At 40.2% G+C, this 23192-nt stretch carries 12 protein-coding genes; 1 reads left to right on the top strand and 11 read right to left on the bottom strand.

The window, feature by feature from the left end; genetic code table 11:
• Nucleotides 1–132 precede the first annotated feature (132 nt).
• On the top strand, nt 133–1803 hold the full coding sequence (locus HDC90_RS18905) for a beta-xylosidase (RefSeq protein ID WP_184469164.1): 1671 nt from the start codon (nt 133–135) through the stop codon (nt 1801–1803).
• Between the two features lie 1212 nt (nt 1804–3015).
• On the opposite strand, the gene HDC90_RS18900 is transcribed toward HDC90_RS18905, so the two are convergent.
• The 11 genes from HDC90_RS18900 to HDC90_RS18850 form a co-directional block, all read right to left on the bottom strand.
• The gene (locus HDC90_RS18900) at nt 3016–4269 is read right to left on the bottom strand and encodes a glycoside hydrolase family 28 protein (protein WP_184469163.1); all 1254 of its coding nucleotides are present in this window, start codon (nt 4267–4269) and stop codon (nt 3016–3018) included.
• A 65-nt stretch (nt 4270–4334) separates the two neighbouring features.
• Nucleotides 4335–7109 carry a glycosyl hydrolase gene (locus HDC90_RS18895; protein WP_184469161.1) on the bottom strand — a complete coding sequence of 925 codons (2775 nt, stop codon included), beginning with the start codon at nt 7107–7109 and terminating at the stop codon, nt 4335–4337.
• Between the two features lie 4 nt (nt 7110–7113).
• Nucleotides 7114–7422, bottom strand: a complete 309-nt coding sequence (rhaM, locus tag HDC90_RS18890) for an L-rhamnose mutarotase (protein WP_184469159.1) — start codon at nt 7420–7422, stop codon at nt 7114–7116.
• A gap of 209 nt (nt 7423–7631) precedes the next feature.
• The gene (locus HDC90_RS18885) at nt 7632–10085 is read right to left on the bottom strand and encodes a glycoside hydrolase family 31 protein (RefSeq protein WP_184469157.1); all 2454 of its coding nucleotides are present in this window, start codon (nt 10083–10085) and stop codon (nt 7632–7634) included.
• 2 nt (nt 10086–10087) lie between these two features.
• Nucleotides 10088–12589, bottom strand: coding sequence for a glycosyl hydrolase 115 family protein (locus tag HDC90_RS18880; RefSeq protein WP_184469155.1), 2502 nt, complete (start codon nt 12587–12589; stop codon nt 10088–10090).
• A 5-nt stretch (nt 12590–12594) separates the two neighbouring features.
• Nucleotides 12595–13725, bottom strand: a complete 1131-nt coding sequence (locus HDC90_RS18875; protein WP_184469153.1) for a glycoside hydrolase family 88 protein — start codon at nt 13723–13725, stop codon at nt 12595–12597.
• 16 nt (nt 13726–13741) lie between these two features.
• Nucleotides 13742–16615: a sugar-binding domain-containing protein gene (locus HDC90_RS18870; RefSeq protein WP_255497754.1), complete on the bottom strand. Its 2874-nt coding sequence runs from the start codon at nt 16613–16615 to the stop codon at nt 13742–13744.
• A 124-nt stretch (nt 16616–16739) separates the two neighbouring features.
• Nucleotides 16740–17531: a rhamnogalacturonan acetylesterase gene (locus tag HDC90_RS18865; RefSeq protein ID WP_184469151.1), complete on the bottom strand. Its 792-nt coding sequence runs from the start codon at nt 17529–17531 to the stop codon at nt 16740–16742.
• A 128-nt stretch (nt 17532–17659) separates the two neighbouring features.
• Nucleotides 17660–18424, bottom strand: a complete 765-nt coding sequence (locus HDC90_RS18860) for a rhamnogalacturonan acetylesterase (RefSeq protein WP_184469149.1) — start codon at nt 18422–18424, stop codon at nt 17660–17662.
• A 27-nt stretch (nt 18425–18451) separates the two neighbouring features.
• Nucleotides 18452–20227 (bottom strand): rhamnogalacturonan lyase, encoded by a 1776-nt coding sequence (locus tag HDC90_RS18855; RefSeq protein WP_255497753.1) that lies wholly within the window; start codon nt 20225–20227, stop codon nt 18452–18454.
• A 134-nt stretch (nt 20228–20361) separates the two neighbouring features.
• Nucleotides 20362–22764, bottom strand: a complete 2403-nt coding sequence (locus HDC90_RS18850) for a carboxypeptidase-like regulatory domain-containing protein (protein WP_184469148.1) — start codon at nt 22762–22764, stop codon at nt 20362–20364.
• Nucleotides 22765–23192 lie beyond the last annotated feature (428 nt).

Genomic DNA, 23192 nt, shown 5'->3' with positions numbered 1-23192 from the left:
GACCTTAGAAATAGATTTTAAAACATAAACAACCTTAATTAGCCAATAAGCCTTATTTATCTTCAATAATCAATTTTAACCGGACAACAGTGAAACAAGTTCAGCATGACGAAATCTCTAAAATAACACGATATGAAAATATTTAAAAAAGCTTATCTCCTACTCTTTAGCTTAACCGCTTTCATCTATACGGCAAACGCTCAGTCAAATGCTAACATTCAGGTCAATTTCGACCGGAACATTGCACCAATGAAACCCATATGGGCATGGTTCGGTTATGATGAACCGAATTATACCTATATGAAAGATGGCCAGAAACTGCTGACAGAAATTTCGAAATTAAGTCCGGTTCCCGTGTACGTGCGCGCACATAATTTACTCACCTCCGGAGACGGTACCCCTGCCTTAAAATGGGGGTCTACAAATGCCTACACCGAAGATGCCAAGGGTAATCCGGTTTATAATTGGAAAATTGTTGACCAGATTTTTGACACCTATGTAAAAAGAGGCATGAAACCTTTAGCGCAAATTGGTTTTATGCCGGAGGCGCTCTCAACCAAACCTTTTCCTTACCAGCACAAATGGAAACCAGGCGTACGTTACGATGAAATTTTAACCGGTTGGGCTTACCCGCCAAAAGATTATAAAAAGTGGGGTAATTTGGTATATGAGTGGGTTAAACATTGTGTAGAACGTTATGGCAAGGCAGAGGTAGAAAGCTGGTACTGGGAAGTATGGAACGAGCCTGATGGCGCTTATTGGAAAGGTACGCAGGCCGAATTCTTTAAGCTATACGATTACGCTGCCGATGGGCTTAAAAGGGCTTTACCTACGGCAAAAATTGGCGGAGCAAACGTAACAGGTGGCGGAACGAAATATTTAGATGCCTTTATCAACCATTGCTTAAACGACACCAATTATGTAACCGGTAAAATCGGGTCGCCTTTAGATGCTGTGCTGTTCCATGCCAAAGGGTCGCCGCGTGTGGTTAACGGTACCGTAGTGATGAATGTAAGGGCGCAGCTCCGCAATATTGATGGCAATTATAAGATCATCAATAAATATCCTCAGCTTAAAAACATCCCTGTCATTATCGGCGAATCCGATCCTGAAGGCTGTGCAGCCTGTGGTATGAGTACCAATCCCGAAAATGCTTATCGTAACGGCACCATGTATTCAAGTTATACTGCAGCCTCTTTTGCAAGGCTTTATGAACTTACCGATCAATATAATATCAACCTTTTAGGTGCTGTTACCTGGTCGTTCGAATTTGAAAACCAGCCTTGGTTTGCCGGATTTCGAGATTTAGCCACCAACGGTGTAGATAAACCTGTTTTAAATGTATTTAGGATGTTTGGCCAGATGAAAGGAAACCGCGTGGAAGCCACAAGCAACCGCATGTACAATCTAAAGTCTGTTTTGGATTCGAGCGTCAGAAAACCACAAACAGACATAGGTGTTTTGGCTACTAAAGCAGAGAAAACGGCCGCTGTTATGTTGTGGAATTACCATGACGAGGATAAAATAGGTTCGAAAGATCTTGTTTCCATCTCTTTAAATAAACTACCTGCCAAAACAGTAACCATAACCCAATATCGCATTGATAATGAAAACAGTAATTCTTATTCGGAATGGAAAAAAATGGGCTCACCACAAAATCCGGATGCAAAGCAGATTGCCACATTAGAAAAATCTGGTCAACTTAAAATGATTGGCAAACCTAAAAAATTTAACACTGCAAGTGGTGCTTTTGAATTGGAATTAGCCAGGCAAGGTGTGGCTTTATTGAAGTTGGATTGGTAACATTTTGCCTTTTTTTGCCACGGAAACACTGAAAGCACGGAATAAGGTTTTAGGTACGTAGAGACACGAACCATGCCAATGAAAATATTTTTCTCATTTTTGGAGCGCAGGGCCTGTACTACACACTAAGTTTTTTCCCGTTTTCCGCTTATGCGCTTCGCTAACTCGTGCCTCGTTGCTCCAGGGTAACGCTTCAACCGGCGCTAGGTGACCAATGCAGTATTTCATCTTTGGGGGTTTTGCAAGGTGCACAAACCTTTGTTACTAAACCAGATTGAGCGGAATAGCCCGCATCCCGATTTTTTCATCGGGAGAGGACTATGAGCGAAAGCGGGACTGCAAACCGCCAAGAACCACAAACTGCTCATTTCCTGATTCTATTTCGGTCGGTGAGACACCTACCGATAGGATAAGGTAACCAAGATACTTTTTATCATTTTTGGAGCGCATGGCCTTATACTACACACTAAATTTCTTCCCGTTTTCCGCTTATACGCTTCGCTAACTCGTGCCTCGTTGCTGCAGGGTAACGCTTCAACCGGGGCTAAGTGGCTAATGCAGTATTTCATTTTGGGGGTTTTGCAAGGTGCACAAACCTTTGTTACTAAACCAGATTGAGCGGAATAGCCCGCATCCCGATTTTTTCATCGGGAGAGGACTATAAGCGAAAGCGGGACTGCAAACCGCCAAGAACCACAAACTGCTCATTTCCTGATTCTATTTCGGTCGGTGAGACACCTACCGATAGGATAAGGTAACCAAGATACTTTTTATCATTTTTGGAGCGCATGGCCTTATACTACACACTAAATTTCTTCCCGTTTTCCGCTTATACGCTTCGCTAACTCGTGCCTCGTTGCTGCAGGGTAACGCTTCAACCGGGGCTAAGTAGCTAATGCAGTATTTCATTTTGGGGGTTTTGCAAGGTGCACAAACCTTTGTTACTAAATCAGATTGAGCGGAATAGCCCGCATCCCGATTTTTTCATCGGGAGAGGACTATGAGCGAAAGCGGGACTGCAAACCGCCAAGAACCACAAACTGCTCATTTCCTGATTCTATTTCGGTCGGTGAGACACCTACCGATAGGATAATCAAACTCAGATTTATAGAAAGATCGTCATTGCGAGGAGGAACGACAAAGCAATCTTTCATGTTGGCAATCCTGGTCTAGTACTATGCGTCTCATCAAGCACTTTTAGTTTCATCAAGATTAAGGTTTAACCACCAACGGTGCTCCGTTTACCATTACATTCTTGATTTTAACATCCTGATATCTGTTTTTCAAAAATGGCGTTTTAGCAGTTACTTCTAAATCTTTAAAAAGAAAACCCGATACTTTATCTTCAGGATTCCCATCCATTTCGCCAAATTTTGTTGCCTCAACTTTAATGTTGGCTAGCTTAATATTCCTGATGGTACCAAATGGCTTTACAGTGCTGCCTCCAAGGTCGAAAAACTGCCTCCAAGGGTTTATATCGATAATTGCACCGCATTTCCCGGTAATGTTTTCTACCGTAATATTTTCGTAAAGCTGTTCAGTATCTCCACGCATTTTCATCCTTAAAATGGGGCAATTATTCTCTACCCTGCAATTGCGTATGGTAATATTGCGTGCATGAATACATTCGCTTCCCATGGTTAAAGTAGCGTGCGATTCGCCAATGGTACAATTTTCAATTAAAACGTTTTCGACAATTCCATTTTCTGGCAGTTTCTGTGCATCGGGGCCTTTGCCTCCTTTAATGCAAATTGCATCGTCATTCACCGAGATATAACAGTTTCTTATCGTAATTTCTTTACAAAAATCAATATCTATACCATCAGTACTTGGTGCTTTTACGGGCCGAAATGGTGAGCGGATATCACAGTTCTCAATTAATACATGATTAGATTGATATAAATGGGTTGTCCAGAATCCAGCATTACGCAATTTTACCCCTTTAATATTTACATTATTGCATCCCCAGATAAAAAGTAACCGTGGACGGCTAACCTCCAGGTTTGTAGATTCTTTTCCTAATTTCTTAAGCGAATCGCGATGGGCCCAAAATGTTTTCCAGAATTTAAGTCCATTTCCATCAATGGTACCCGGGCCTGAGATACTAAAACCATCTACTTTTGTCGCATTAATTAAGGCTGCAAAATATTTTAAGCTTCTCCCTTCCATACGCGATGGAATAAAAGGGTAATCTTGTATGTTATCAGACCCTTTAAGCACAGCACCTTCTTGCAGCAATAATTTCGTTTTAGGCTTAAAAAAGAGCGCTCCCGTTAAGTAAACACCTTTCGGGATTACAATGGTACCCCCACCTTTTTGGTAAGCCTGATCGATCACACTTTGAATGGCTCTGGTATTGAGTTTGGTGCTATCGGCACTAACACCAAACTTGGTGATGAGATAATCCTGTGCCATGGTATTTATACCAATGGCGATAAACAAAGCGAGTATAATGAGTTTTTTCATGATAAAATATATTTGATCTGCACAAAATTTTAAGATCTTACCTGTGCAAGAATGATGGTATATGATTAATTAAAAGCTGTAATACTTACCGGGCCGATTAATCCCGAAGGCATTACATTCCAGCCCGAAGCATCAAAATCCTTATAGTTAATATTTACGAAATTGATTTCGTGATAATTCCGCCACTGGATTTTTTTGATGTCCATATCACGAATACGGTTCGCCATTAAATTAACCACTTCAATTTTGATGGTATTATGGCCTGCTTTTAAGTATTTGCCAACGCGTGCCTGAAAAGGAATGCTCCATAAAATGCTCACTTCCTGACCGTTGATCCATACGCGTGCACTTTCATCTACCTGGTTCAGGTTTAAAACATATTCTTTAGCGGTTTTCGAACTCAGGTTAAAACTTGAGGTATAAACCCCAGTACCAGAAAAGGCTTGTAGTTTAGGATCGTTTAAAGTAGTCCAGCTTACCAATTTGTCTAATTTCTGATCTGATGGAAGCGCTGGTCCACCTTCGGTAAAATGTAAATTCCAGGGTTGGTTAAGGTTAATCAAATTGGCAACTTTATTCAAATAAACCCAGGAGGGTGTTTTGGCTGTTCCATCCTGATCAACCTTTAAAAACAAACTTTCTCCCGATTTAAGCTGAACGCGGACCTTTTTATCGTGTACTGCTGCTACCCCTACAGCCGAGCTTTGCGGGTCCATGATCAAAACCTGTCCACTTTCATTTAAAGAAAGTCTGGTATCAATATCTTTTGCAGTATGGTTTACCAGATAATAATATTTGCCAGTATTTGTTTTTCTCCTGATAAACTGAAGGCCTGTATCAGTTAGCGTTTCTCTATTAATTCCTATCGAATTTAATGCTTTTTGTACATCATCAGCAAGCAGGATGAGCCCTGTACCTATTTTAAATTGTTTAATGCCATCTCCGCTATCTGTGAAAATGAATTTAGCTAAAGTGGCTTTTAGCTGTGCCCTGCGGGCTTCCAGGTTATTTAAACCCGGAACATCCCGAGGCAATGCCTGAAAAATGACTTTTGCGCCATTGCTGGCCAATTTTATCATTTGATCTAGCGTTTCAGGACTGATCATTTCGCATTGCGGAACAATTAATACCTGATAAGGTGCAGCCGCTGCATTGGTACTGAGTAGTGCCTTGCTGACACTTGATTGTTTTAATAACCGGTCAGATGCAAAATCAAAGGAATAACCCGATTCAGAAAGCTCCTTTGATAATTTATAAAATGCGGTTGGATGCAGCCAGTCATCAACATCGTGCACTTTTAAGGGCATATCCAAACCTTTTGCCTTGTTCCACACGTCATATATCGGCCAATAGATTAACAGTTCGTTATCTGGCTTTCCTGATTGAAGAATAGACTGACAACGGGCTATATAATTGTTTAAACCCTGCGCTTGTGGCCACAAACTGTTGTTTGGGTTCATTTCTACCGAAGCATAAAACAGCCATCCCGGCCAAGGCACATTTGTTGGCGAATTAGTGGTACCATGATAAAAGATATGGTTTATTCCTGCCAAAAACAATTGCTCTGCTTCTGGTTTACACTGCGAAAACGATGTTTTAAAATGTTCGGTTAACCAGGTGAAGGTTTCGGAAGAAGCCAGTTTTTTACCACCTGTATGCGCGGCAGAAGAGGCAAATTTGCTCATTATCGGATCCGGATCTACATTGCGGATATCTCCTGCATCACGTCTAAGACCTGGAATTGGGAAATAACTTGAACCAAAGGTTTCTGTTTCAGGAATATCAACCGCTCCGTAAAGATCGAGCAGATTGCCTGGAGAACCATGTGACTGGTTTTTAGTAACAGCGTTAAGATGGTGCGCCCAGTTGGTCCAGTTTTGCGTAAAATTATGGAGCAAAAGTTCATCCATGGTTTCACGATAGTCGGATTTTAAACGGGCTATATTTTCGCCTGTAGAATCTTTGCTGGTTAAGTCTCTAATATGCGCTGCCAGATCGTAGCCTCTGTTTCTCTTAAATTCCTGAAAAAAAGTAGGTGTCCAGGTGGCACCATACACTTCATAACTATCATTAAAAAAAGAGCGAATGCCCTGAGGTTTGCTTCCAAAAGCATCTGAAAATCTTTTTAGGTAAACATCAACAGCATTTTTATCGAGATGATCCAAAGTAAAACCTTCTCCACCAGGTGCTGCACGTTTAACCATTTGCCTGGTTTTACCTGCAAAAGCGGCATAAATATCCCAGCTGCCATGGTGTGGCGACCAATTTAAAGATCCATCAGCCTGAACTTTTGAAAACAGATCAAGTACCTCCCCATTGGTACCATAAGCAGTTAAAGCCTGTAACTGTGCAAAATCCTGTTTGGCTTCTTTAATCTTTATGGCCTCAGTCAGCTTTTCGCCAGCTTTAAGTGTATATTGCTGGGTAATCAACTTAGTTGCTGCATTTTCGGGTTTAATCTGCGGACCGCCAAAAGGCCAGCCTGTACCTGTGTTCATATCTACTCCTAAGCCTAAAGTATTGGCTTTATTTACCGTATAGTGCAATATATTCATCCACTCTGGTGATAAAAACTGCAAATATTGCTTTTCAAAGCCCTTAGCACCGTAAATTGGCGTAATTTCTACCCCACCAAGGCCAGCATCTGCATATTTCTTTAAAACTGCATTCAAATCCTGTTCGTCTACGGCATTTCCCATCCACCACCAGCGGGTCCAGGGTTTCATCTGCTTTTCAATAGCCGGCCAGCTATCGGATTTTTTAACAGGCTTTTGAGCTTTAGCCAAACTAAAAGTTAATGTGCTTAACAGCAGAACAGAACAGAATCGTTGTAATCGCATAGTTTTAATCTAAATGGAATACCATTTCTAAAGGAAATGTTTTTGGAGAATTATCGGCATTGGTTTCCATAATATCGGCCATGTATGCCCACCATTTCTGTACAATCTGGGTACTGCCCAAATCTTGAGAGGAACTTCCATTCTGTTGTTGCACGGCGAAAAGTATATTGGTTTCTTCATCTAAAAAGATAGAATAATCACTGATCCCGTTTTCCTTTAACAAAGTAGATAACGCTGGCCAGATCTCATTGTGACGCTTTTTATATTCTGTTTTAAAACCAGGTTTAAGTTTCATCTTAAATGCAATTTTCATGTTTTCCAATTTTATCCTTTAAGGCTTTTATTTCTTCCGTGGTTCGTGTCCTAATGAACCACTAATTATCATTTTATGCCAAAACTAAAGTCATTCAATTTCGATCTGTGAAGACACAGACCGAAGGGTTAGATTTCTCCATTTCGCTGCGCTTCAGTCGAAATGACGCTCCCACTCGTGCTGTGGTTCATGTCCGCACGAACCAACCATCAATTCACTACGAAGCTCAAATCAGCTCCGTTATCTCCGGCCGATTTAATCCAAAGTATCTTATTTTTTATATCATAAAACCAACCTTCAGTTTTATCCAATTGATCTGCTGTCTTTAAAGTACTTAATTTAATCCCATTTTCTGAAACAACATTAGGATCTGCTTTCTCCGACCAATGTATTTTAGCCAAGTATTTATGTTTGCTTGGTTTAAAACTTCCCGTTGGTTTAGCCACTTTCAAGGTAAAATTAGCAGCTGTTAATGACGAAGTAATCTTAGTTAAAGCAAAGTTTCCTGTTTTGTAAGCATCGCTTAAATTATCGTCCTCATACATTTCATATTTTGATTCGCCATAAGGAAAAACGTCTACAGTAATTACATCAACAGGCTTCTCACCGCTGTAGGTCATTTCCGGTTGCATCGGAATGATGCTACCCGCTTTAACAAACAGCGGAATGGTATCCAATGGCGCCACTACATGGTGATAACTTTTACCTTCGTATTTTTGGTTTGTCCAATAATTAAACCAGGTACCTGCTGGTAAATATACCGAACGGGTAATGGCACCTTTAGTAGTTACGGGTGCAACCATTAAATTATCGCCAAATAGATATTGATCGCCAATTTCGTACACATTTTCATCATCCTGATGGTTAAGTACCAAAGCCCTCATTATCGGCAAACCTGTTTCGTATTGCTGATGCATACTGGTATATAAATAAGGGAATAAACGGTAACGCAACAGGTCGTATTTTTTGAAATTACGCAAAGCATCTTCACCATATTTCCAAGGTTCTTTATAACCTGGATGATCCATCCCAAAAACAAGGGCAATTGGGCTGAACATCCCAAACTGCACCCAGCGGATATACAACTCAGGATCGGCCTGATGTTCGAAACCACCCATGCAATGCGCCCATGAACCTACACCTGATAGACCAACATTTAGTCCGGCTTTAATTACGGGAGCAAAATACTGCCACTCGCTAGGCCAATCGCCAGCAAAAATATAAGGATAACGTTGTATGCCGGAATAACCTTCTCTGGTTTGATTCAAGCCCCTAAAACCGTTAAACCTTTCGAATTCTAAAAATGGCGCTTTGGCATAAGCAATAGGAAATAGATTATGTAAACGTTCTGCATCTTTACCTGTTGGGCCAACTTTTTCACTTTCATTGGCTAAAGATCCAAAAGCGCTGCCTTCATCAGTTTTTAAGAATTTAGCGCCTAATTTTGCTACGCGCATTACGCCGTTATCCCACCACCACTGTGTCGCTTTTTCATCAAAAAAGTTAACAAATTCGCCGGGTTTACCATTTTCAGGGTAAGTATAACCTTGCGCCCTGGCTTGATCTAACAGGTTTAATTTTTTGGCGTTATCGAATCGTGGACGAAGATGCAAGCCTACCATTTTATAGTTTAAGGCATAAATACTATCAAACATCGATTTTGGATCTTTAAAAGTTTCTCTCCATTCGAAAGAAGTTGCGCCCTTGCCGCCATTTTCGCCAAATAAGCGCCAGGTAGAATCCAGCCAGAGCAGATCAACCGGAATGCCCAGTGATCTATATTTTTTTGCCAGTTCAACCACGTAATGATCAGAAGTTTGTGCCTCATGGCCCCATGTACCACCACTGTACGTACCAGCATGCAAACCTAAGGCGAACTGCGGTAACATCGGCGATTTGCCGGTAATACTGGTATAATGATCTAAAATAGCTGGAAAAGTTGGGCCGTACATGAAATAGTAATCCAATTCTCCATCAGCAGCTTTAAAACTGTACTGGTCTTTTTTGGAAGCACCCATGTCCCATTCGGTAGCAAAAGAATTATGGAAGAAAATACCGTATCCTTTTGTACTCATAAAAAACGGAACCGGACAATAATTAGCTTCCAATATATTGTAAGCACCAATAGCGTGTGGCAAACCTTTACCACGACCAACATTTAAGGTTACTTTTTTAAAACGGCGGTCCATAAAATCCATGCGCTCACCAAAACCAAAGAAATGCTCATCGGCCTGCAGGTTTTTAGTTACCGCTATCTGCGTATTTTCCCTAGCTATGGCACCATTTACTTCACTGCTTAATAGCTTTCCTTTGGCATCAAAAACATCAATCTTAAAAGGGGCTTTGTGCAGTTTTATGGTTAATTTGGTAGTTGTGAGCAAAAAATGATCTTTTTTATCCGAAACTTTAACCGCTACATCAGCCCAGTTATAATTAATTACCATCAGGTTTTCATTGGCTTCGAATTTCCCGTTCCAACTGCTTCTGAACCTGAATATTTCTGGTGTACAAAATTCTAATTTCACCGCTCCTCTTGTGGTTAAAAATGAAATGGTATTACCTGTTTTCTTAAAACCAGATTTATAATCGCCAATGCTTTGTGACCTGGCAATGGCAAGCGTAAAAATTAAGGATAGGGCAAAAGCTAAAAGTTTCTTCATCATATTTATTGTATTTCCAACCGGTTAATTACTAAACCCGGATCGAGCATATAAATTTTCACAGTCGATTTACCTGTTTTATTAATCTCGTGTTTAGTTAAACCTGAAGCATAACCCCTTAATACGTTCTGTTTCCAGGTATTATTTTCCGAAGCCGGAGAAATATTAATGATCTGCGGCTGATCATTATTCACCGAAATGGCATACCGCACTTTAATACCATCATTAACACCCTGGGTAGGCAAGCATTTCACTTCAACCTGGTGTTCACCCTCTGTTTTAAAATCGATATTGTAAATGGTAAAGGCAGCATTTTGAAGCACTGTTTCACCAATTGGCTTAAAAGTAAAAGGATATAGGGAAATCCCATCCCCTCCCAAACCGAGTCCTTTTAAAGTTTGTAATGTTACTCCTTTTGGCACAGATTTCTCTGCATATTCAGCGGCTCGAAGAATGATTTTATTTTCAGTTTTAGCTACTGTACCTATTTCTTTCGAAGTTACAGAATCAGCTACTTTCGGCATTTTAAAAACGGCTAAATCACGTGGTTTCCAGCTCATCATCCCGTTCCACTTCCCATTTGCAATTTCTTCATTGTATTTTTTGGTAATCAACTGGATCTGATCAAAAGCACTTTTTGATTTTTTCGAATAAATTAAAGCCGATTGATCGCCGTTCGCGGCTAAAACCAGACTTTTCTTTGCGTATAAAATCTTCTGGTTCATCAGCATAGCACTTTCAACCGGATATAAAATTAATTCAAAATAGGCATCTTTTAAACGTGCCGGTATCTTTTCATTTAAACTTTTAGCCTGATCATAAATCTTTCGATATGCAGCCAAACGTTCTTCGGCCTGTTCATTAGTAAAATTAACACTGGCCATATGCTCGGGCTTAGCAGCCTGTGCCAAGCGATAATAAATTGCTTTTATTTCGGCAACTGGTTTTGCAAATTCGGCACCGAAAGTCTCAGCAGCCCAGCTTTCAGCGTATTGATCCGCGTTTTCCGGTTTCCATTCGTTTACATTCCAGGCCAGGTCCATTGCAAATTGTGTTTCCATCTCAGCAGGTTTAATATCTCCCACATTTACAACCCAAAGGCGGTCGGCCTTGTACTGATAAGCCTTAGTTAATTCGTAAGAAATTAACGATGGAGAAATAGACGAAAGCCACAAATAATCTTGTGGCGCACCCCAATAAGAAATATGGTAGTACACTCCACTTCCACCCGAGCGTTTTTGCTCTTCAGGGTTCGAAAGCTGACGGATATAACCATGGTTATCGTCGGCCCAAACTATAGTCACATCATCTGGCAGTTTTAGACCTGCCTGGTATAAAGAAAGAACCTCTTTGTAAGGACAAAAAATCTGCGGAATGGAGTTTACAGGTTTAGTAATGTTATTGCTTAAGATTGTCCTTTGATCAGTTATGATTTCTTCTAACAACTTTACTTTTGCATTTTTATCTTTTGGTCCGGGCATGCTACCATCGTGAATACCGCGCATCCCAACGGTATAAACGGATTCGTAATTTTTAGCCTGCACTACCCTGTCGGTCCAGTATTTGTCAATTTCATTTTTATTCAGATCATACCGCCATTCTCCTGGTTTTTTACCGTATTCGTGCTCAAAATTCGCTGTCCATTCAAAAACATTATTCCTGAGCATGGGTTCGCAATGGCTAGAACCTAAAACAATGGCATATTTATCTGCCAATACCGGATTATCGGCATAATGGTAAAATGCCTTGGTTGAAGGGTGCATGCCCGGCCAGATGTAATTGGCTTTTAGGCGTAACAGCAGCTCAAATATTTTGGTGTAGGTTTTTGGTCCGATATCTTTTACATCGGTATCCATCATTTTTGCGGCCCAGGGCTGGATACCCCAATCTTCATCATTGATAAAAATACCCCGGTATTTAACCGATGGCGATTCTACCAAAGGCAGATCGGCTTTAATGTATAACGATTTTTTTGTTGCAGGTTTCACATCAGCCCACCAACAAAGCGGAGATACGCCAAGCAATCTCGACAATTGAAAAACACCATAAGCCGTCCCTCTTCTATCACTACCGGCAATAACTAAAGCCCTTTTAACGCCTTTTATAGGATTTTCGATTACTGAAACTGAAAAAGTTTCCCATTTACCAGATAAAGTACGATGGTCGATTTTCTCTGCCTTAGCCAATTGATCGATATAAAACGATTGTCCAAGTGTACCGATAATGATCGGATAAACACTTAAAGCAGGGTTGTTTTTAAAAACGGGAGCAGCTGTACCTGTTAACAAATGGATATCATCTTTAAATGCTTCGGCAGCAATCTCAACTACTTCAGCATCTTTTTCGTCGAAATATATAGATGATGCCTTTCCTCCGTCCACGATTGGGAAAGATGAAACACTGTTAATTTCAGAAACAGCAATGCCCTTCTTTTGCGCCATATTTTGTTTGGGCAGCAAGAACAACAACATTAATACTGTTAAGCCAGCTAAATTTCTGAAATTCATTTTAATTATTTTTTAAGCTTGTAAACCTCGGCTCCAGCCAATAGGAAGCAACCCAGACCATAATCTTCAAAATCAGGTACGCTGGTATAACTTACCGGTTGCCCGTCTTTTGGTTCCTTACCTGTTCCTTGCATAAAACCGATAAAACCATTTTTTTGAACGGCATCTTTGGTCATGGCATTCCAGGCTTTGGTAATGATTGGCAGATAAGTGGCCTTATCTAAAATACCCTGATTTACGCCCCAAGCCATACCGTATACAAACAGTGCAGTACCCGAAGTTTCTTTACCGCCAAAATGGGTAGCATCATGTAAGCTTACATTCCAAAAACCATCAGCACGTTGAATCGGTACCAAAGCTTTGATCATTTCCTGGTAGGTCTTTAAATATTCGTTTCTGTGGATTTCGTTTTCAGGGATAATTTCTAATACACGTACCAGCGCGGCCAAAACCCATCCATTCCCCCTTGCCCAGTAGCAATCTTCGCCATTGGGTTCTTTATATGGCGGTACAAAATCTTTATCACGCCACCACAAACCATCTTTTGCGTTGTACAAGCCATCACCTTCAATGTTTTTAGTATGCATATACATTTTGTACATGTAATTGTAATAGGTGGTATCCTTATATAATTTACCCAATCTGGCAAAAACGGGCATACCCATTTGTATGGCGTCGATCCAGGTCCAATCATTTACCTTACCCGATTTAATGACTAAGTCAATAGAGGCTTTAATGTCTTTAATGCGCTCAGGTTGCTTATCAATCAGGTAAAGATCAATGTAAGTTTGTCCACAGGCCTGGTCGTCGGCATTTTTTGTAGCAATACCATTTCTTAAACCCCAATTATGTTTTTCGCCCCATTGAACGGCATAGTCGTAGTATTCTTTTTCAGGATGGATTTTATAAAGATTCATCAATCCCTCGTAATACACTGCCCTTGTCCAGATGTTACTTGGCCGCTCCTTGTTGGTTATGATTGATTTTCCGGCATCAGGCCATTTATCCATGAAATAAGCATTGGTTAATTTTAATACTTTTAAAACCTCCTTTTTATTCGGGATTTTCTGTGCCATAAGTAGCTGGACAGACATGCTTAATAGTAGTATAGTAGAGGTAAATATAAATTTCTTCATGGTGGTTTGGCTTATCTTAATTGATTTTTGGTTTTACTTTTAGCTCATCCGGACTATCTTTTGTAAAGGTATCGAACTGGATTTTCGAAGGACTCTCAAAAATATCTTTTATGGTATTAAAAGCCACTTCATATTTTGGATTGAACTGATCGGACATCATATATTGCTGCAAACTGAAATAGAGCTGTTGTGCTGCAGGCGTATCTTTTAAATCGGGCGAGAGGTTGGCACTAGAAACAATCAACTTTCCCTTGCCAACTTTCGCTTCAAAAACCAGTGCTAAACGGCGGTTCAGAAACCAGGTATCGATTGGCTGAACAATTGGCTTAAATCCCGATGGAAAATCTTCGAGATTCATTACCTGCGCTTTATTTACGATTTCCCACCACTGCATATCGCTGTGATAATCGGTTGGAAAATTTTTAAAAGCAGCATGTTTTGGGTCGCATAAAATTCCAAGGGTATGTGGCGGACGCATTTTAAACCATGAAGTATTCCAAAAAACAGGCAGAAAAGTTTGCACCACTTCTTTTCCTTTTACCACTTTGCCAGCGGCATTGAGAAAAACATTGCCGCCCTCCGCCAAAACGGCCTGCGCTTTGTCATCTAAGCTGGTGCAGTAATGTACATTGCTTTTAACCTGTGGCAGTTGTGCCGGGTAAACCCAGAAACTCCAATCGTTGGCAAACTCAGTTCCCTCAATGGTAACCTCTAATTTCAGTTTGGTGGCGCTGGTGATTGTATTTAAAGCATACTTAATATCTCCGATGGCAATACAATTGGTAACAGCTAAGGTTTTAGGGTTGAAACTGCCCTTCGCCACATTTAGGCCGCTTTCGTTTTTAAGGGTCCAGAAGAGTTTTGCATTTTCCATAGGCGCTTTACCAAAATGCGCCACCTCTACGGCAGCTTCCAGGGTTTCTGCATTGGTAAATACAAATTTCGAAACTTTTAAAAGGGGTACGGTACTGTTAGAAAAGCGTTTGAACTCTTTAGCAGTGATATAACCTTTCTCCTCCCAAAAAGCATCTAAAACACCTACAAGTGCTGTTCCTTGTCCTGGGTAATCATTTAGCGACAATAATTGATAGCCATTGTAATTGGGTGTGCGTAATGCTTTTTCGATTTCATTTTTATAACAAAGCGCCTGTAATTTTCCAGAAGCCATTAAAAAATCATGCCCCTGATCAGCCAAGTCGTGGTCTTTAAGATCTTCCTGAAACATCTCAAAGTTTTTAGCACGATAAACACCCGTATATTTTTTTATTTCATCGAAATTGGGGAAGGCACAATACTGCCCCATTTCGTGTGCCACAAAAGGTACCGTAAACTGTTCTATCTGTTTGGCATAGGTAGAAATACTTTCTGGTTTTTTGCCCCAATCTAAGCCCCTGGCACCTGCCCGTACCATAAATTCGTTATTCTGAATAACCGGCCAACTGCCCCCAACAGATGCACCTGTATACAACCTCCTCGAATCTTTTGCCTTCCAGTAATTATTAAATTTGGTAAGGTATTCTACTTGCTTGCCACGTGGTTCGTTACCATAGGCCATCATACAAAAGGATGCATAATTGCCATAATTTTTGGCCATGCGGTTGGTTTCGTCGTAAATAAACTGATCAATCGGTTTTCCATCCCCTATAGATGAACCGTGATTGGCCCAGCTTGGTCCTTCTGGCTGAAGGTAAAAGCCAACCTGATCTGCCGCAATAAATGCAGCTTCAGGTGGACAAAATGAATGAAAACGCATGTGATTTAAGCCATGGGCCTTCGAAATTTTAAAAATGCGTAACCATGCTTCAACATCCATTGATGGATAACCAGTTAACGGAAATTCGCAATTGTTAACCGTACCACGTAAAAAAACCGGACGGCCATTAATTTCAAAAGTTCGGCCTACAGCTTTAAATTCACGCATACCGAACTGTACCTTTTTCTCGTCTTTTTGGCCATTTTTTGATAATAAAGTAGCCGTTAAACGATACAATGCCGGATCAAACTCATCCCAGGTGGCTATTTTATCACCCATTGGCAGGTCGATTTCCAAAATACCGTTTCCATTTGTAATCTGGTAAGCTGCTGTTACCGGTTTAACCTGGAGTATATTTTTGGTATTAAAAGTGGTGGCTGTAAGCGTAATTTTCCCGGCAGAGGATTGGTTAGCACTGGCTTTAAGCTGAATTTTAACTTTGGCAGATTTATTTTTTAAATCTGGATAAACCTGAATATCTTCAAAATATACAGGCGAACCGGCCGCAAGCTCCATTTTACCTACCACACCGTTCCAGTTTCCCTGTGTATGGTCGGTTAAACTGTGTGAATCCTGCCCTACATTGATTGCTTTGATCCGGTTATCAATCAATAAGGTAATGGTATGTTTTCCGGCTTTTAAATTTGCTGGCAGTTCGAAATTTTGAGCCACTACAAAGGTATACTGGGTTCCGATTTCAATATCATCTATCCAAACCCTTGTTTCTGAATGAGGATATTCTAAAGATAATACCAACCTCTTACCCTTCCAATTGGCAGGGATTTCGATATCTTTCTGATACCATGCTGCGCCTGTATAATGTTTGGCAGGGGTTAACCAGAAGGGTATTTTCAGATTATCTGGTTTACGGTATTTTTCTAAACGGGGGTGAAAAAAGTACGAGCTATCATAAATACTTCCGGTCCATTTTGTTTTGAGGGTAATATCATCACCTTTTAAATTTTCGGCCATCGAGCCCGGCAGATTAACAGATTCGGGAAGAATGGTGGAATACCATTTCCCTTTTATTCCTTCATCTTTTGCATCAATTTTAAAACGCCATTTGCCGGCAAGCGAAATGCTTTGGGCATGTATTTGTGTAATGCTTAAAAGTATAAAAGCAATGCCTATCAGCATTTTGAAAACTCGATTAACCTGTATCTGCATATAATTGGGCGGCTTATTACCGTTGTATTTGGTTAGGCGGTTAAAATAACACAATATTGGCAGGAATGCATCCTGTAGTATCCTGCTCAATGGCTTATTTCAGGTAGCTATTCAGTTTATTGTTTTTTAATTTCTTTAAGCCTTCCACTACTGCAGCCGAGTTTAACTTCGCTCCAGCTTCATTGGTATGGGTATGGTCTTTCTCGGTAAAAAATGTCTTTACCTCAGTAGCGCTTAAAGCAGCGTATTTATCTTTAATGATCTGGTTTAATGGAATAAAATCTACTTTTTCGACCTTTGCAACTTCTTCGGCCCAACCTGCATAACTATCGTTGACTAAAACTACTGCATTATCTTTAACCGGGTTGCGTGGAATCGGCGAACATACAATAGGTATTGCACCTTTGGCTTTAATATCGTTGATGAATTTGCGCAGGTACCAGCCATAAGTATAAACTACTTCCTGCTTTTTCTTAATCGGGTTGTAAATTTCCTTGCTTTCCGTTCCGATACCTTTTATGGTACCGCGGGCACGGGCAGTATCATCTAGTGGGCTACTGTCGTTATGGCCAAACTGCATCATCACAAAATCACCTTTTTTTACTTTTGCCAAAACAGCGTCCCACAAGCCATTGGTTTGGAAGGTACGACTGCTGGTACCGCCAAGTGCATCGTTTTCTACATTGATTTTTTCGCTGTTGAATAAATCTCCGATAAAACTTCCCCAGCCCCATAAAGCGCCATCACCATTGCCTTTTCCGTTTTTAACAGTAGAATCGCCAATGAGGAATAAAGTCGGTTTATCCTGCTGCTTTAAGATGATACAGGAAGAAAATATAAGAAATACACTAAGTAAGATTAAGTTGAGGTATTTGGTTGATTTCATATTTTAATAATTACACCCTTCGGGGGTTGATTAGACAGATTAATGGATTACAACCTTCGGGATGATTACACCGATTGTTGGATTACACAGATTTATATTGCCTTTGGTCTTTTAGCTTTAGTCTTTTATTAAAGCAGATACTTCTTCAAATCACAATCCTTTAGCGCCTTAATTCCCTCCACCACAGATTGGGCATTAACTTTTGCGCCTTCCAGATTGGTATGGGTGTGATCGCCAGGGAAATAAAGTTTTACTTTATCGGGGCCCAGTGCATCATATTTATCGGCGGTGATTTTATTCAGATCGACGAAATAAGCGTTTTCTTCTTTCGCAACTTCTGCGGCCCACTTTCCAAAATCGTTGTTGGCACGTAGCACTTTACCATCCTTAAAAATGTTCCTTGGAATCATCGAAAGTACAATCGGTGTAGCGCCTTTTGCTTTGGTTTCGCGCACAAATTTACGGATATACCAGCCATAGGTATGTACAGTTTCTACCTTTCCGTCGGGCCAGGTTAATACTTTGGTTTCTTCACCGGTTCCTTTTAATACACCTCTTCTACCTGCTTTTGTGGTATCAGGTACACTTCCGTCGTTGTGCCCAAACTGCATGGTAACGAAATCGCCTGGCTTTAATGTTTCCAATACCTTATCCCACCTACCTTCCGATAAGAAAGTTCGTGTACTCCTTCCGGCCATGGCATTATTTTCAACATGAATTTTGGTGGTATCAAACAGTGAAGCAATAGGTGTTCCCCAGCCCCAGGTTTCTTTATTCGAATTGCGAACGGTAGAATCGCCAATGGTATGCAGCGCAGGTTTATGTTGAGCGATAAAGGCAAAAAAACAAATTATAATGATCATTCCTGCCAGGATAAAGCTGTATTTTTTCATTTTTTTTTATAATTATTATGGTATTTATTAGTGTTTTTTGGGTTCTACAAGCGTGATATTAGGTTTAGGCGCTTTCTTCATGCCAAAACCGAAATAGAAGCCCGTATGCGGTGGTTGATTGTAGCCATCATTTTGCCAGGCGATGCTTAAACGGTACTGCGGGTCGTGCATTAAAGTATAATTGCGGTGTTCAGTAAGTATAGTTGTGGTATAAATGCGTAAACTTTGGTTGTCATACGATCTTAAGATCAGTTCTTCGCGCCAATCGCCAAAAATATCAGCACTTAATGCCGGTGTAGATTTGGTTCCGTTGTTAGAAACAGCCCCATCAGCCGTAAAAAGCCTCCCGCCATTGTATTTATCAATGTGGTTTGCATCTAAAAGTTCTCTTGATAAATCGCCGTCCCAATAAATTACAAAATTGGTCGATCTTGGCTGATCACCTATTCTATTGCCTTTAATATCGTATAAGCCATTCGAGCCCGACCACCACATCTGCGCACCATAACGTGTGTGATCAATATTATCGGCCACTCCCCTGCCTACGTCCTCATCGGGCGATCCTTTCCATAATATTTCGCCAGTTTTGGCATCATAAACTGCCACGCCAGGGCCTTTTGTACCTTCTTCTATCTCATGTATGCCAAAAACTTCCAATCCGGGACGCTCCGGATCAAGATCCGAAACATGAATAGCATCACCGTGCCTTAATCCTGTGGTATATAAACCTTTTCCATTATCATCTACGCACATCGAACCGTAAATAATCTCATCTTTTCCATCGCCATCAACATCTGCAACCGTAAGGTTATGGTTGCCTTGTCCCGAAAATGGATTTTTAGCATCTTTACTATCAAACACCCAGCGGGAAGTTAATTTGCCATTGCGCCAGTCCCAGGCTGCTAAAACCGTTCTGCCATAATAGCCCCTGCACATCACTACGCTTGGATGGATGCCATCTAAATAAGCCACACAGGCGTTAAACCGATCTACACGGTTGCCTGTATTATCGTTTTTGCCATTGCCACCTCTGCCACCCCAAGCACCAATATTGCCACGAGCGGGAATATAATCGGTAGTAGCCAGCGCCTCGCCTGTTTTACCGCTAAATACAGTTAAAAATTCAGGTCCATCCAATATTTTACCATTAGGGTTACGCCAATCTTTAGTCGCATCGCCAATTACTTTTCCTTTGCCGTCTACCGTTCCATCAGCTGTTTTACATACCATTTCGGCAATGCCATCGCCATCCAGGTCATATACCATAAATTGCGTATAATGAGCTCCTTCCCGGATGTTTTTTCCTAAATTAATCTCCCACAAAAAAGTTCCGTCTAACTTATAAGCCTGAAAAATAGGTGGATCGGTAGGGCCATTTGACGAATTATCATGAGACCGCCCTGTTTGGTGCAGTACAATTTCATATTCACCATCTCCGTCTAAATCGCCTACAGAAACATCGTTAGGTGAATAACCCACAGGCGTTTTTAAAGGAATGGCTAAATATTGCTGAACAGGTGAATTGGCAACCAATGTAAAAGATTTACTTGTGTCCAATTCTCTGCCATTTAAAATGGGTTTTACAAAATAGTTGTTCGAAAGATCAAATTTAACCCCAGCATCTACAAAATTGGTGCTCTTGGTAATGGGGTGGGGATTGATTTTAACTGCAGGGTTATTCCCTGTTTTTCGGTATAAGTTAAAAGCGATATCATCGGCATCGGTTCCTAACATACGCCAACCTACATAAACAGAGTCTTTATTCTGCCGTACCGCAATTACACCGCGGTCGAGTTTTTCCATTTGGCGCTGAGCGAAAAGCTGTACCGTGCAACATAAGCTGATGAAAAAACAGCAAAATCTGATGGTTCTGATCATCATGGCTAATGTACAAGCTTAATTAAAAAATACAATCGATTCATGGCTTATCTAATCGGTTATTGAACTTTATAGGTTGTTTTGGCTGATACAGCGACTCCTTTATCGGTAATTCCATCAGCTTTGATCAAAATATCGGCTTTGTTATCTCCATTAAAATAAGTGATGGTAGCTTCGCCATTTTCGTTTGTTTTTACAGCTGGTGACCAGAAAATGGTGGTACGTAAATCTTTATTTGGTGTTGCCGGGCTACTGTAATTTGGCGAATAAAAAGTTCTTGCTGCATAATAACCGTTTAAATTGAGGTTCAGTAAATCTAAATTCGGTCCGCGCAAAGCTTCATCTTTCAAATTAAGACTAATCAGGTACACATCTTTTCCGCTACTGTTTAACAAATGCTGAATTTTAACCTGATTAATCTGATCCATTGTTAAACTGTAGTAATCTAAGCGCTCGGTAAAGAGCTCCTCTCTGTTATTTACTTTTATTACCGGTCTAATTTTTTTTCCGTTGGAGAGAAAAGTGACCCCTTCATTGCCCAGCGTATCATTTTCTTCTGCCGGATAACTTCCTTTAGCCTTTGTTAACAGGAAATGTTCTAATCCTTTATACGAATAATCAGCTGCTGTAATATTGAAAACCTGTTCAGGGTAACCGAATGAAGTAAGTACATCCTGAAACAATGTTACTTTGTTATTTTGGGTCGCCTTAATTTCAATGTCCTTAAGGCTGATCGAATCGCCAAACTTATAAGTCCGGTTATAATCCATGCGCTTTCCAATTTCTACATTCAGGGTATTCGAAATTCCAGATGATATCGTTTTTAACGGCACCAAATTTAAAGGTTTAATCAGTGTATCGATCTGTAACCAGCCACCTTTTTTCCCTTTATCATCTTTTGATGAAATTTTTACCGTCTGATTGCCATACCAACTCAGTCCATCCAAGAAATATCGCCCGTTCTGATCGGTTTTTGTGGTAAAGATTTTATTGCCTGTAAAGTTGGTGCCAAACAGGGTAATGTTCATATTCGGGATTGGTTTATCGGCCAATTTCTCTCTTACCATTCCTTTAATTGTGATGCCAGGCTCGGGCAAATAACTTATTTTAATGGCAGAATCGGCCAGTTTTCTCCAGATATAATCTCTCCAGCCCTGGGTAAGCAGCAATAAATCGAGCTGTTTTAAACGGGATGGGTTTTTGGCATCAAAATATTGTGCAGCATTTTTAATATCCCCCCTTACTTCCGATTGCAACATCAAATACGAAACAATATCATTTCCATCATCAGGAATAAGCCCATCAACCGCAGCTAATGAAAATGCGGTTTTAGCAGGCTGGCCAAGAAAATTAGTCGCTTTTACCTTAATAACCACTTTCTCTCTCGGCTTATAAACGGTTTTGCTTGGGCTAAGCGAAAAATTGACTTTATTTTCTTCTTGTATAAAAATAAGCCGTTCACAATTTGGCCTGTTCTGATCATCTAACAGCGTTATGCTTGCAATACCACTCGGGAAATCTTTGGTTGGGATAGACACTGCTACTGTAGCTTTACTTAATTTGATTGATCCGGAATAAATATTATCACCTGCATGTTTAATAACAAGCGAAATCGTCTTATCCCGCAACTCATCGAACATTAACCCGTTGGCACTAATATTTGCCTTGATATTTAAAGAATCGGCAGTAACATGTAATGAAAGTCCTTTTTTAAGGCTTACCGGCATTTCTGATGAAAATTTTTCTTTGCCATAAAATCCTTCTACCTTATATTTCTCATCTGTTTTGGGGGTAAAAGCAAAAATACCTATCCCAGCATCAGTACTTTGAAAAGTAGTTACAGTATCACCTTTGGATGAGATTATACTCCCTGTGGCTTTAATTCCATTCCCAGCATTATCATTGGTTTTAAAGGCAACAATACTGGTTAATCCTTCAACCAACGAACCGCCCTCGGGGAAAAATGCTATCATTTTTCCCGAATTGGAAACATCTGTTTTCTTAGCTGGATTACGCGTAAAATAAGAGGCGTTCTCGATCATGTTATTGCTGATGTAAATCCTTTTTTGAAAAACAAAATCATCGCCAAAGTTCCGCATCCAATTGGTGTAAGCCCTAATGCCATACCAACCAGTAGAAATAGAATCTTTTAGTTTAAAATCTCCTTTACCTAGCCCACCATCCAACCTGATCATTTTCCGGTCTAAAACTTCTGATTTTGGTGAAAGCAACTCCACATATAAATTATTGCTGGTAGCGGTTAAACTGCTGCTTTTTCCATTTACCAAATAGGCGCTAAACCAAACATCCTCACCGGTACTGTAATAACTACGGTCTACCTGCAGGTATGATTTCTCAAAAAAGAGTTTAACCGATTGTTTATCTGCAGCTTTTTGCTGTGCCAAACAACAAAGTGTTAATGCACTTAAGAGGCTAAGCAAAATGTATTTTTTGAAATTCATATTAATTTGTCCATTAGGAAAAACAACTATTTTGTGCACAAAAAAACCTACAAAAAAACATAGTCATACCAGAATATTGAAGAAACGAAGGCTCATTATGTGTTATTGGTTAGTAGATCATAACAACCTTTGGGTAATGGCCATTAACTGATTCATGTCGAATGTAAATAGTATATTTTTAAGGCGCATCCTGTAGTATCCTGCTTTTTGATCATGACAATATGTTATGAGAAAGATTTTAAAGGTTTCTGAAAAATAAATTTTAAACATCTAGTAAAAAGTTACTTTGCTAAACCTTACCCATTCTATCTATATTTCCTTTGCTTACATCATTTTTGCCACTGCTAAGATCTAGAATTTATCAACAAAATGACTGAAGGAGAAAAAAATAAATGTTCTTATGACGTTTATTATTTTAAATATTTTAC

Origin of the sequence: Pedobacter sp. AK013 (genome assembly GCF_014205835.1) — a bacterium.
In the GTDB taxonomy this organism is placed as follows: Bacteria; Bacteroidota; Bacteroidia; order Sphingobacteriales; family Sphingobacteriaceae; genus Pedobacter.
The sequence above is the reverse complement of the archived record's forward strand: the minus strand, read 5'-3'. Positions and strand labels throughout refer to the sequence as shown.

Bases quoted from the DNA above. Each gene is read 5' to 3' on its own strand.
- HDC90_RS18905 (WP_184469164.1), top strand. From the start codon at position 133: ATGAAAATATTTAAAAAAGCTTATCTCCTACTCTTTAGCTTAACCGCT.
- HDC90_RS18900 (WP_184469163.1), bottom strand. From the start codon at position 4,269: ATGAAAAAACTCATTATACTCGCTTTGTTTATCGCCATTGGTATAAAT.
- HDC90_RS18895 (WP_184469161.1), bottom strand. From the start codon at position 7,109: ATGCGATTACAACGATTCTGTTCTGTTCTGCTGTTAAGCACATTAACT.
- rhaM (WP_184469159.1), bottom strand. From the start codon at position 7,422: ATGAAAATTGCATTTAAGATGAAACTTAAACCTGGTTTTAAAACAGAA.
- HDC90_RS18885 (WP_184469157.1), bottom strand. From the start codon at position 10,085: ATGATGAAGAAACTTTTAGCTTTTGCCCTATCCTTAATTTTTACGCTT.
- HDC90_RS18880 (WP_184469155.1), bottom strand. From the start codon at position 12,589: ATGAATTTCAGAAATTTAGCTGGCTTAACAGTATTAATGTTGTTGTTC.
- HDC90_RS18875 (WP_184469153.1), bottom strand. From the start codon at position 13,725: ATGAAGAAATTTATATTTACCTCTACTATACTACTATTAAGCATGTCT.
- HDC90_RS18870 (WP_255497754.1), bottom strand. From the start codon at position 16,615: ATGCTGATAGGCATTGCTTTTATACTTTTAAGCATTACACAAATACAT.
- HDC90_RS18865 (WP_184469151.1), bottom strand. From the start codon at position 17,531: ATGAAATCAACCAAATACCTCAACTTAATCTTACTTAGTGTATTTCTT.
- HDC90_RS18860 (WP_184469149.1), bottom strand. From the start codon at position 18,424: ATGAAAAAATACAGCTTTATCCTGGCAGGAATGATCATTATAATTTGT.
- HDC90_RS18855 (WP_255497753.1), bottom strand. From the start codon at position 20,227: ATGGAAAAACTCGACCGCGGTGTAATTGCGGTACGGCAGAATAAAGAC.
- HDC90_RS18850 (WP_184469148.1), bottom strand. From the start codon at position 22,764: ATGAATTTCAAAAAATACATTTTGCTTAGCCTCTTAAGTGCATTAACA.